The organism is Arenimonas donghaensis DSM 18148 = HO3-R19 (assembly GCF_000743535.1).
GTDB classification, from domain to species: domain Bacteria; phylum Pseudomonadota; class Gammaproteobacteria; order Xanthomonadales; family Xanthomonadaceae; genus Arenimonas; species Arenimonas donghaensis.
In genome coordinates, this window is record NZ_AVCJ01000001.1 from 584801 (window position 1) to 595688 (window position 10888).

The following is a 10888-nucleotide window of genomic DNA, read 5'->3' on the forward strand; positions in this document are numbered from 1 at the left end:
CCGGCCTCAACGGGTCGTGCGCAGGTCCCACTTGGTCTGCTTGCGGTCGTAGTTGCGCAGGTCCTCGCGGATGTGCGCGATGCGCTGCCGGCCCAGGGCGTTGCGTTCCTCGTCGAGCAGGACGCCGTCGAGCAGCTCGGCCATGCGCTGGGCGGTGGGCAACATGGCGTCCCAGGCGTCGAGCGCCGGCAGCGGACCGGGCAGCGCCATGAAAAAACTGATGCCCGGCGTGCGCAGGTCCTGGATACCGGCCATCTCGAAGGAGCCGGGCTTGACCAGGTTGGCGACCGAGAACACCGGCCCCTGCTCGGGATGGTTGTCGACCAGGCGATGGAAGATGTTCATGTGGCCATAAACCAGGCCGGCTTTTTCGGCGGCGACCACCAGGTCGGGGCCGTGGAAGGCCTGGCCGGCCCGCGCGGCCAGGTAGAGGCTGACCACCTTGTCGAAATTCTCGTCCGGGCGCGCACCGGGTGCCGGCGGTCCGGCCGGCGTGCGGTCGGGCACGGCTTCGCCGGCAAGGGTTTTTTCCAGCAGGTCGAGTTCGGACTGTTCGACGCCGGCGGCTTCACCGCCGGTGCTTGCGTCAGCTTCCATGATTTCGCGCAGCGTCGGTTCCTGGCGTGCGTTGCCGCCGGACTCGCGCTGCGGCGAGGCTGCGCGCCGACCCTGGCCGGGCTTGCGCCGGCTGCTGATGATGATCACCACGAACAGGACCAGGGCCGCGACGCCGATGGCGATGCGCAGCAGCGTGGTGTCGCTGAGTCCTTCGAACATGGTCCCCTCCCTGTGTCCTTGTCCGGTGGTGGCCAGGCCACCACGCGTGAATGATGCCCGAAAACCCGACCGCGGTCAGGCCGCGCCGGCCAGCCGCGCGGCTTCGGCCAGGTCCACCGACACCAGGCGGCTGACGCCCGGCTCGCGCATGGTGACGCCGGAAAGCTGCTTGGCGGCCTCCATGGTCGACTTGTTGTGGGTGACGAACAGGAACTGCACCTTTTCGCTCATCTCGGTGACCATGGACGAGAACCGGCCGACATTGGCCTCGTCCAGCGGTGCGTCCACCTCGTCGAGCAGGCAGAACGGCGCCGGGTTGAGGCGGAAGATCGCGAACACCAGGGCCACCGCCGTCAGCGCCTTCTCGCCGCCCGAGAGCAGCGAAATATTCGACACCCGCTTGCCGGGCGGGCGCGCCATGATCGAAACGCCCGTGTCGAGCAGGTCTTCGCCGGTCAGTTCCAGGTAGGCATGACCACCGCCGAACAGGCGCGGGTAGAGTTCCTGCACGCCGGCATTGACCCGGTCGAAGGTTTCCTTGAAGCGGCCGCGGGTTTCGCGGTCGATCTTGCGGATGGCGTCTTCCAGGGTTTCCAGCGCCGACGTGAGGTCGGCGTCCTGGGCGTCGAGGTAGGTCTTGCGCTCGCTCTGCTCGCCGTATTCCTGGATGGCGGCGAGGTTGACCGGTTCGAGCCGGCGCATCTTGGCGTCGATGTCGGCCAGCGCCTTGCGCCAGGCCTCGACGTCGGCTTGTTCCGGCAAGGAGGCCACCACCTCGTCCAGCGACAGGCCGGCTTCGGCCACCGCGTCGGAAAGCTGGCTGGCGCGCAGCTGAAGGGCCTGGTGTTCGAGCTTCTTCTGCGAGATCGCCTCGCGCTGGGCCAGGGACTCCTGGTCGCGCTGCTGGCGCACCTGTTCGTACTTGCGCATCTCGGCCTCGATACCGTCCATGGCCGAACGCGCCGCGGCCAGGCCCTTGTCGGCGACCACGCGCTGGTCGAGCGCCGCCTGGCGCTGGGCCTGCAGCGCCAGCACCGGGGCGTCGCCCTCGGCGAGCTGGGCCTGGAGTTCGTTCAAGCGCACTTCGAGCTGGGCTTTCTGGTTGCCCATTCGCGCCAGGGACTGGCTCAGCGCCACCACGCGGGCACGCTGTGATTCCAGCGTCAGGGCCAGCTGGTGGCTGGCCTCGCGGGCCTCGCGGGCGCTGTTGCGGGCGGCATCGCGCTGTTCGCCCAGTTCCCGGCGCTGGCCGTCGAGCGCCTGGCGCTCCGACTCCAGGTCGCCCATCTTCGCGACGGCCTGCTCAAGCCGGGCCCGGGCTTCACGGGCGTTGGCCTGCGATTCTTCGAGGGTGGTCGCCAGGCTGGCCAGCTCCGCGTCGATGCGGGCGACACGGGCCTGGGCCGATTCCAGCCGACCCTGCTGGCCCTGCAGCTGGCCGGCCAGCTCGGACACGCCGCGGTGCGCCATGTACAGCGCGCGCTGGGCATCCTCGCGGTGCTGCTCGGCCTCGAGCAGCTTGTCGCGCATGTTGGTCAGGCCCTCGTTGAGTGCCTGTTCCTTCTTCGCCAATGCCTCGATCTCGGCGCGCAGCGTCTGGATTTCGCGTTCGCGCGCCAGGGCGCCCTGCTGGGCCTCGCCGCTGCGCAGCACGCGCAGCCAGCCCGGGCCGAGCCATTCGCCACCCCGGGTGATCGCCGAGGCGTTTCCGGAAAGCGCGGGCGCGGCCTGGCCCTCTTCGACCGCCTGCACGTCCGCCAGCAGGCGCAACACGGCGTCCGGGCCCTTGACCTTGGCGGCCAGCGAACCCGCGGGTGCATTGAATCCACCGGAGGCCCCGGCCACGAGCGCGACGCGCCCCTGCGCCAGCTGGGCGATGGCGTCGAGCCATTCCTGCGGCGTGTCCACGGTGACGGCCTCGAGCAGGCTGCCAAGCACGGTTTCGACCGCGGTTTCCCAGCCCGGCTCGACCTGCAGGGCTTCGCCCAGGCGTGCCTGGCCGTCGAGCCCCTGGGCCTTGAGCCAGTCCAGGGCGACGTTTTTTTCCTGGCCGAGCGCCGCGTGCTGCAGTGCCTCCAGCGAAGACAGTCGACCGCGCGCCGCCTGCGCCTGCTTGCGCACGTCGGCCAGTTCGGACTGCTGCTGGCGCTGCTGGTCCTGCAGGCCGGCCAGCGCCGACTTGCGCTGTTCGAGCTGTTCGCCCAGGCCGTCCAGGCCCGCCTTCTGCTGGTCGTGGTCGGCGGTGAGCTGGGCCAGGCTGGAGGCGATCGCGCTGGTGTCCAGGCCGCTGCGTTCGCCGGCGAGGGTTTCGCGGCGCCGGCCGGCGTCCAGGGCCTGCTTTTCCAGGTATTCGATCTTGGTGCGCTCGACCTCGGCCCAGCGCGCGGCTTCGGACTGCGCCTTGGCATAGGTGTCCCAGCGCTGCTGCCAGTCGTGCAGCGCCGCTTCGGCGGTCTTGAGCGCTTCCTGGCGGCCCTGGTCGTCGGCACGCAGGGTCGCGAGCTGCGGTTCGGCGGCGGAAATCGCGTTGTGGAGTTCCGCCAGCTGGCGTTCGTCGCCGCTGATGTGCTCGCCGACCTGGGCGAACGCGGCATCGGCTTCGGCGCGGGCGGTTTCCAGGCGCTGGCGCAGTTCCTTCTGGTGCTGGATCTGCTGTTCGACGCGGGCGAGCTCGCCGCCGATGCGATAGACCTCGGCCTGGGCCTTGCCCAGGGCGTCGCTGGCCTCGCCATGCTGGCTGCGGCAGGCTTCGATCTGGGCCTCGGCCTGGCGCTGGTCGGCGAGGATGGCCTGGAGCTTGATCTCGTCCTGGGTCAGGGTGTCGTTGAGTGCCTTGAGATCGGCATCGAAGCGGCGGAACTCCAGCGCCTTGAGCTGGGCGTCCTTGTTGAGCCGCTCCGCCTGCAGGGCCTGGTACTGCTCGGCGGCGCGGGCCTGGCGCTTGAGGTGTTCGAGCTGCTTGTCGACTTCCTCGCGCAGGTCGTTGAGTCGGTCGAGGTTCTCCCGCGTGCCCTTGATGCGCGACTCGGTTTCCTTGCGGCGCTCCTTGTACTTGGAGATGCCGGCGGCTTCCTCCAGATACACGCGCAGGTCCTCGGGCTTGGCCTCGATGATCTGGCTGATCATGCCCTGCTCGATGATCGAATAACTGCGCGGACCCAGGCCGGTGCCCAGGAACAGGTCGGTGATGTCGCGGCGGCGGCAGCGCGCGCCGTTGAGGTAATAGTTGGACTGGCCGTCGCGGCTGACCAGGCGCTTGACCGAGATTTCGGCGTAGCGTGCGAACTCGCCGCCGATGCTGCCTTCGGCGTTGTCGAAGATCAGTTCGACCTGGGCCTGGCTGACCGGCTTGCGCGAGGACGACCCCGAAAAGATGACGTCGGTGAGCGAATCGCCGCGCAGGCGGCTGGCCGAGCTTTCGCCCATGACCCAGCGCACCGCGTCGATGATGTTGGACTTGCCGCAACCATTGGGACCGACCACGCCGGTCATGTTGGTCGGCAGGTGCAGCACCGTGGGATCGACGAAGGACTTGAAGCCGGAAAGCTTGATGGTGGAAAGGCGCATTGATCGGGGTTCTCAGTCGACCGGACGAACCGGCCGGCCACGGGGCGTTGCAGGCGCCCCGCCGCTGGGTCCAGGGGAAGTCCACGAACCGGTCCGCTGCCCACGCCAAGATGTTGATTTCATTGGCAGAGCGCGGTCCCCGGTGCGCGGCCGAACGGCAGTATAGCAGCGCCCCGGCGGGCTCCGGCCATAGCCTGGCCAGGCCCCGGCAATGCCCGGGACCTAGGTTTCGTCCGGGGTCCGGGCCTGGATGGACAGGGCGTGGATATCGCTCTGCATCAGTGGCCCCAGGGCCGCGTAGACCTTGCGGTGCCGGGCGAGCGGCGCCAGGCCGGCGAAGGCGCGGCTGACGATGCTGACCTTGAAGTGGCCGCGGCCGTCGCGGGCCCCGGCGTGGCCGGCGTGGCGGTGGCTGTCGTCCACGACGTCCAGCGCGACCGGGGCGAGCGCCGACTCGAGCATGGCGCGGATGGCGGCCGGACGTTCCTCGCGCGGCAGGCTCATGGCAGGACCTGCCGGAACGGCCAGACGTCGACGTGGCTGTAGGCGCCCGATTCCAGGTAAGGGTCGGCATCGGCCCAGGCGCGGGCGGCCGCCAGGTCGGCGAACTCGGCCACCACCAGGCTGCCGGTGAAACCCGCCGGACCCGGATCCTCCGCGTCGATGGCCGGCAGCGGGCCGGCCAGCTTGAGGCGGCCTTCGTCCGCCAATGCCTTCAAGCGTGCCAGGTGTGCAGGCCGGGCCTGCATGCGTGCGGCCAGTGACTCGGCCCGGTCATTGCCTTTGATGGCGTACCACATCGGACCCCCCCGGTTCCGACCCTGTTGGCCGCCATTATGGCCGAATCCCGTGGCGACGCGCGAACCGGCGACGGAACGGCGACAATGCCGGCAGGCTCCCCTCCGGACACGGCATGCGATCGCTGGACGATTTCCTGGTACTGGCCGAACTCGACGACCCGGCGCCGATCGCACCGCTGTTCCGCCGCACCTGGGGCGCCGAACCCCCGGCATTCGAATTCCACGCGGCCGCCCTGCACCGTCGCGAAGACGGCAGTCTGCTGCCGCTGTCCTACCTGCACCTGTGGCTGCGCGACGACACCTGCCTGCTTGGCGGCGCCTGCACCGACGGCCCGGCCATCGCAGCCATGCCGCCGGTGCAGCGGGAGCGCCTTCGCGCCGCCGGCGGCGCGATGCTGCAGGTGACGCGTTACGCCATCGGCCGCTATGGCGATCGCTGCGACGGATTCTTCGGGCACTGCGGCGACAACCGGTCCTGGGCGGTGCTGGCCCGCGCCGGTTTCGAACCCACGCCGCACCCCAACCGCATCGTGCACTGGCACCGGCCGCTGCCGGCGGAACGCAAGCAGGCCCTGCTGCAGCGCGTGCTGGCGTTCGGGATTTTCTGAAGCCTCAGTCCAGGCCGGCGAGCAGCGCTTCGAACTGCTGCGGCGACGACCAGTGCAGGCCGCAGACGTAACGCGGCACGTGCCAGGGATCGCTGTCGGGGCCCACCGCCCCGCCCTGGGTGCCGAAGGCGGCCTGCAGGCCGAGTGCGGCGCCCTGGCGCGGGAACCAGTCGCGCACCAGGAAATCCGGCGCGTGGCCGTAGGGATAAGCAAACAGCCGGCAGGTGCCCTGCCCCAGCCGCGCGGCCAGGTAGTCCGCGGCCTGGCGGATCTGGTGGTCGGCCCGGGCGTCGCTGTCGATGACATGGAAATCGCCGCGGACCAGGTCCGGCGGCCCCTCGCCTGCCATCACCGGGTGGTTGTGGTCCCAGCTGTGGTTGCCGATGCCGATCCGGCCACCCGCCAGCGCCGGTGCCCACCAGTCTTCGTCCATCCAGCCCAGGCCGTGCAGGCAGTCACGGTCCATGCGCTGGCGGGCCTCGGGCGAGGCGATGACGAAACAGGTGAGGTGGCGGTCGGGTTGCCCGGCCTGCGCCTGCAGCGCGCCCAGGAACGATGCCTGCGGCCCGTGGCCGGGGTAGTCGACGTCGCGCACGTCGAGCACGGTGCCGTCGTCGCAGCTCAGGGCCAGGCACCGATGCAGGTCGCGGTCGGCCAGGCCCAGCCGCTGCTCGACCACCCACTGCAGCGGGACGATGCGCCAGCCCAGCCGGGTCGCCGTCGCCAGGTCGCTGGCGAAGGCGACGTGGTCGTTGCCGGCGTAGTCCGGACCGCCGACGGTGCTGGCGTGGTAGGTCAGCACCGGCACCTGCCAGTCACGGCGGCTCATGGCAGGTGCATGCCCTTGTAGCGGGTGTTGTGCGGCGCGCGCTGCTCGGCCTCGGGGCGCGTCGTCGTGTAGTAGTACATCGCGATCGAACGGCGCCAGACGCCCTCGGGCGTCGCCAGCGGTGCCGGGTGGCCATGGAAGGTGTCCGAGCGGGTATTGAAGATGACGGCGCGGTTGAACAGGGGCGCTATCGACTTCTCACGCCGTGCCGCGTCGGTGGACCAGAGCTCCAGGTCACCGCCCCAGGCCGGGTCCCAGTCCTGGTTGAGGTAAAGCAGCAGGTTGATGCGCCGGTTCGCCTGCAGGCCCGGATGCCAGTTGAAATCCGCGTGCACGCCCAGGTGGCCGCCGCGCCCGACCAGGTGCAGGCCACCGCCGAGCAGCTGGGGATCGGGCAGCAGGTGCCCGATGCCGGTCAGGGCCTCGAGGAAACGCAGCATCGGCCCCGCATTGAGTTCGTGCAGGGCGCGGCAGACCGTTTCCGGCAGTTCCTCCTCGCGCGAGCAGGCCAGCTTCATCTCGAAACCTTCGGCCGCGTAACGGTCCCAGGCGATCTCATTGCCCGGTCCCGTGACCGCCGCGGCCAGGGCCGCGGCCGACGCGGGTTTCAGGAACTGGTCGAGCACGATGTGCGGAAAAGGATGGCCGCCGCGGTAGGCCCCGGCCTGGCTCGACGCGATCGCCGACAGCCTGTCCAGGTCGTAGATGAATTCCATGGCGGGGATGATGCCGGCTGGCGCGACCACAGGCCACTGCTATCGCTGCGTGCCCGGTCCCGGGCACAATCGGGCATGGCAGAACGATTGATGGTCCATCCGGTGACCCCGCAGCAGCGCCTCGTCGACAAGGCGGTGGCGGTGATCCGCGGCGGTGGCCTGGCCCTGGTGCCCACCGACGCCGGCTATTCCCTGGCCTGGGGCCTGGAGTCCCGGGACGCCGAGGCGCGGGTGCAGCGACTGCGTGAACTGGACAGCCGGCACCCTTTCACCTTACTCTGTCGCCAATTGAGTGAGGCCGGCCGCCTGGCCCGGCTCGACGATCCGGCCTTCAGGCTGCTGCGATCGCTGACCCCGGGGCCATGCACGTTCATCCTGCCGGCCTCTCCGGACCTGCCCAAGCGCATCAAGAACGCCGGCCGCAGCAAGCGCCGCGACATTGGCATCCGCTTGCCCGACCATGTCGTCACCCGGATGGTGCTTGAGTCCGTTGGCGAACCCCTGTTGTCCACCAGCCTGGTGCTGCCGGACGAGGAACATCCCAACAGCCACGAGGCCGACCAGGTCGCCGATCGTTGGTTGCGTTGGGTCGATGTGATGCTTGACGCCGAGGACTGTGAGCCGGGGCCGACCAGCATCGTTGACTGCACGGGCGATGAGCCCGAAGTGATCCGCCAGGGTTTCCATCCCGTGGCGCTGTAGCACCCGAACATCCGGGCCGGAGGGGCCCCCGCTCGATGAGAGCCCACGAACATTGCATGAGCCGCCGATGAGCGAACCGATCGCGCAGGACGCCGCGCGTCCGAGCCACCCGCAGCAGCAGGAAATGCCGCTGGCGGTGGTGAAGGGCCAGCCGGTGCTGCAGATGCCGCAGGACCTGTACATTCCGCCGGATGCGCTCGAGGTGTTCCTCGAGGCCTTCGAAGGTCCGCTGGACCTGCTGCTGTACCTGATCCGCCGCCAGAACCTGGACATCCTGGACATCCCCGTCGCCGAGATCACCCGGCAGTACGTGGACTACATCGGGGTGATGCAGGACATGCGCTTCGAACTGGCCGCCGAGTACCTGGTGATGGCCGCGATCCTGGCCGAGATCAAGTCGCGCATGCTGCTGCCGCGTCCCCCGGCCGAAGAAGGCACCGAAGCCGACCCGCGCGCCGAACTGGTTCGCCGCCTGCAGGAATACGAGCGCTACAAGAAGGCCGCCGAGGACATCGACCAGCTCGACCGCCTCGACCGCGACACCGCCCTGGCCTCGGTGCACGTGCCCGACCGCAGTGCCATCAAGGCACCGCCGCCGGTGGACCTGAAGGAAATGCTGCTGGCGCTGCGCGACGTGCTCAAGCGCGCCGACCTGTACACCCACCACGCGATCCGTCGCGAGGCGCTGAGCGTGCGCCAGCGCATGGGCGAGGTGCTCAGCCAGCTCTCCGACCGCCAGTTCCACGGCTTCGAGACCCTGTTCACCGTCGAGGAAGGCCGCCTGGGCGTGGTGGTCACCTTCCTGTCGATCCTCGAGCTGGCCAAGGAACAACTGCTCGAAATCGTGCAGGAGGCGCCGCTGGCGCCCATCTACGTCAAGTCGCTGGCCGCCACCGACGACGACACCGCCCTGCCCGACCCGTCTTCCGACGAAACCGGCGCCGACGCGCCGGCCGACTGACCCAGGAATCCCGAGCTACCCGCACCCATGGACCAGACCCTGATCCGACAAATCGTCGAAGCCGCCCTGCTGGCGGCGCCGCAACCCCTCACCGTGACCCAGCTGGCCGGCCTCTTCCCCGAGGACGAGCCCGCGCCCCAGGGCAGCCTGCAGCAGGCCCTGGACGAACTGCGCGAAGCCTGCGCCGACCGCGGGGTCGAACTGGTCGAGGTGGCATCCGGCTTCCGCTTCCAGGTCAAGGCCGCCGTGCATCCCTGGGTGGCCCGCCTGTGGACGGAACGCCAGGCCAGGTACACCCGCGCCACCCTCGAAACGCTGGCGCTGATCGCCTACCGCCAGCCGATCACCCGCGGCGAGATCGAACAGATCCGCGGCGTCGCCGTCAGCACCAACACCGTCAAGCTGCTCGAGGAGCGCGAATGGGTCCGCGTGGTCGGGCACCGCGACGTTCCCGGCAAGCCGGCGCTGTTCGGCACCACCAAGGGCTTCCTGGACTATTTCGGGCTCAGGAGCCTGGACGAGCTGCCGCCGCTGGCGGAGCTCAAGGACATTCCCGAACTCGAGCCGCAGCTGCCCTTCGACACACCCGCCGGCGTCGCCGCCGCGGCCGTGGCCCAGGACATCGCGGCCCAATCCCCACTTGAAGAGGCCGGCGAAGACGCCGCGCCGGAGCAATCGTCATGAGCAACACCCCCAAGAAGGTCCTTTCCCTGAAGGCGAAAGGCAGCGACACCCCCGCCACCAAGACCGAAGAACGCCTGCACAAGGTCCTGGCCCAGGCCGGGCTGGGTTCGCGCCGCGCGCTCGAAGAACGCATCGCCCAGGGCCTGGTCAAGGTCAACGGCGAAGTCGCCCGCACCGGCCAGTCCGTCTGCAGCGGCGACCGCGTCGAGATCGACGGCAAGACGTTCGTCGCCAGCGCCCTCACCGATCCGGCCCGGGTGCTGCTGTACAACAAGCCCGAAGGCGAGGTGACCACCCGCGACGATCCCGAGGGCCGCCCGACCGTGTTCGAGGCCCTGCCGCGCCTGAAGGGTGCGCGCTGGATCGCCGTCGGCCGCCTGGACATCAACACCACCGGCCTGCTGCTGCTCACCACCGACGGCGAGCTGGCCAACGCCCTGATGCATCCCTCGTCGAACATCCAGCGCGAGTACGTCTGCCGCATCCATGGCGAGGTGCCGGAAGACGTGGTGCAGCGACTGGCCAAGGGCGTGGAGCTCGAGGACGGGCTGGCCAAGTTCGATGCCATCGAGCGCATCGGCAGCTCCGACTCGCACGCCTGGTTCAACGTGGTGCTCAGCGAGGGCCGCAACCGCGAGGTGCGCCGCCTCTGGGAATCCCAGGGATTCCAGGTCAGCCGGCTCAAGCGCGTGCGTTATGGTTCGACGCCGCTGCCGCGGCCGCTCAAGCGTGGCCATGCCGAGGAGCTGCCTGAAGCCGAGGTCGAGAAGCTGCGCGGCCAGTTCCGCCTGGAAGACAAGCCGGCGGTGCTGACCCTGCAGCCGGTGATCGGCCAGCGCAAGTCGCGTCCCACCGAAATCCGCGTCGGCAAGGACCGCAAGCAGGCGTCCTACGTCAATGGCGCCATCGACGACGAGGCGCGCGAACTGCGCCGTTTCGACAACGTGCGCGAGGAACCGCGCGGCCGCGGCCGCGGTCGCCCCGGCGGTGGTCCCGGCGCCGGCAAGGGCAAGCGTGGCCCCGGCCGCGGCGGCCCGCGCGACGACAACTTTGGCAACCGGATCGACGGACCCCGGCCGGCCGGTGCCCGGCAGGGCAAGGCCCGCGGCCCGCGCGGTGATGCCCAGCCGACCCATCACGGTGGCCACGACGCCAATCCGGCGGCCTTCCGGAGCTGGTACGTGCCCGAGGGCGTGGAAACCGGCTCGAAGGTCGCGCCGCCACGCACCCCGCGCGGGCCCAAG

10 protein-coding genes and 1 pseudogene are annotated in these 10888 nt (G+C 69.9%); 5 read left to right on the forward strand and 6 right to left on the reverse strand.

Annotated elements, in window-relative coordinates; genetic code table 11:
* Nucleotides 1–6: 6 nt before the first annotated feature.
* The 4 genes from zipA to N788_RS02745 all read right to left on the reverse strand — a co-directional run bounded on the left by zipA (nucleotide 7) and on the right by N788_RS02745 (nucleotide 5144).
* On the reverse strand, nucleotides 7–777 hold the full coding sequence (gene zipA / locus N788_RS02730; RefSeq protein ID WP_051924268.1) for a cell division protein ZipA: 771 nt from the start codon (nucleotides 775–777) through the stop codon (nucleotides 7–9).
* Nucleotides 778–852: 75 nt separating this feature from the next.
* Nucleotides 853–4344: a chromosome segregation protein SMC gene (gene smc, locus N788_RS02735; protein ID WP_034220559.1), complete on the reverse strand. Its 3492-nt coding sequence runs from the start codon at nucleotides 4342–4344 to the stop codon at nucleotides 853–855.
* Nucleotides 4345–4566: 222 nt separating this feature from the next.
* Nucleotides 4567–4848 carry a BolA family protein gene (locus N788_RS02740; protein ID WP_034220560.1) on the reverse strand — a complete coding sequence of 94 codons (282 nt, stop codon included), beginning with the start codon at nucleotides 4846–4848 and terminating at the stop codon, nucleotides 4567–4569.
* The gene (locus N788_RS02745) at nucleotides 4845–5144 is read right to left on the reverse strand and encodes a YciI family protein (protein ID WP_034220561.1); all 300 of its coding nucleotides are present in this window, start codon (nucleotides 5142–5144) and stop codon (nucleotides 4845–4847) included. The genes N788_RS02740 and N788_RS02745 overlap by 4 nt, the downstream gene beginning before the upstream one ends.
* A gap of 113 nt (nucleotides 5145–5257) precedes the next feature.
* On the opposite strand from N788_RS02745, the gene N788_RS02750 reads away from it, so the two are divergent.
* A complete protein-coding gene (locus N788_RS02750; protein ID WP_034220562.1) occupies nucleotides 5258–5752 on the forward strand; it encodes a hypothetical protein in 495 nt (164 codons plus the stop codon).
* 4 nt (nucleotides 5753–5756) lie between these two features.
* Here the strand turns inward: N788_RS02750 and N788_RS02755 are convergent, their stop codons facing one another.
* Both N788_RS02755 and N788_RS02760 read right to left on the reverse strand, forming a co-directional pair.
* Nucleotides 5757–6581: a polysaccharide deacetylase family protein gene (locus N788_RS02755; protein ID WP_034220563.1), complete on the reverse strand. Its 825-nt coding sequence runs from the start codon at nucleotides 6579–6581 to the stop codon at nucleotides 5757–5759.
* The gene (locus N788_RS02760) at nucleotides 6578–7297 is read right to left on the reverse strand and encodes a 2OG-Fe(II) oxygenase (protein WP_051924269.1); all 720 of its coding nucleotides are present in this window, start codon (nucleotides 7295–7297) and stop codon (nucleotides 6578–6580) included. Before N788_RS02760 ends, N788_RS02755 begins: the two co-directional genes overlap by 4 nt.
* A gap of 75 nt (nucleotides 7298–7372) precedes the next feature.
* On the opposite strand from N788_RS02760, the gene N788_RS14790 reads away from it, so the two are divergent.
* The 4 genes and pseudogenes from N788_RS14790 to rluB all read left to right on the forward strand — a co-directional run.
* Complete coding sequence (locus N788_RS14790) at nucleotides 7373–7999, forward strand: L-threonylcarbamoyladenylate synthase (protein ID WP_034220565.1); 627 nt, start codon at nucleotides 7373–7375, stop codon at nucleotides 7997–7999.
* Nucleotides 8000–8066: 67 nt separating this feature from the next.
* Nucleotides 8067–8960 carry a segregation and condensation protein A gene (locus tag N788_RS02770; RefSeq protein WP_034220566.1) on the forward strand — a complete coding sequence of 298 codons (894 nt, stop codon included), beginning with the start codon at nucleotides 8067–8069 and terminating at the stop codon, nucleotides 8958–8960.
* Between the two features lie 27 nt (nucleotides 8961–8987).
* A pseudogene (gene scpB, locus N788_RS02775) lies at nucleotides 8988–9632 on the forward strand (SMC-Scp complex subunit ScpB); the annotation flags it as partial.
* Nucleotides 9633–9640: 8 nt separating this feature from the next.
* Nucleotides 9641–10888 (forward strand): 23S rRNA pseudouridine(2605) synthase RluB (gene rluB / locus N788_RS02780; protein ID WP_051924271.1); only part of this gene is annotated, 1248 nt, incomplete at its 3' end.

Coding starts and splice junctions, on each gene's coding strand:
- zipA (WP_051924268.1), bottom strand. CDS start 777: ATGTTCGAAGGACTCAGCGACACCACGCTGCTGCGCATCGCCATCGGC.
- smc (WP_034220559.1), bottom strand. CDS start 4,344: ATGCGCCTTTCCACCATCAAGCTTTCCGGCTTCAAGTCCTTCGTCGAT.
- N788_RS02740 (WP_034220560.1), bottom strand. CDS start 4,848: ATGAGCCTGCCGCGCGAGGAACGTCCGGCCGCCATCCGCGCCATGCTC.
- N788_RS02745 (WP_034220561.1), bottom strand. CDS start 5,144: ATGTGGTACGCCATCAAAGGCAATGACCGGGCCGAGTCACTGGCCGCA.
- N788_RS02750 (WP_034220562.1), top strand. CDS start 5,258: ATGCGATCGCTGGACGATTTCCTGGTACTGGCCGAACTCGACGACCCG.
- N788_RS02755 (WP_034220563.1), bottom strand. CDS start 6,581: ATGAGCCGCCGTGACTGGCAGGTGCCGGTGCTGACCTACCACGCCAGC.
- N788_RS02760 (WP_051924269.1), bottom strand. CDS start 7,297: ATGGAATTCATCTACGACCTGGACAGGCTGTCGGCGATCGCGTCGAGC.
- N788_RS14790 (WP_034220565.1), top strand. CDS start 7,373: ATGGCAGAACGATTGATGGTCCATCCGGTGACCCCGCAGCAGCGCCTC.
- N788_RS02770 (WP_034220566.1), top strand. CDS start 8,067: ATGAGCGAACCGATCGCGCAGGACGCCGCGCGTCCGAGCCACCCGCAG.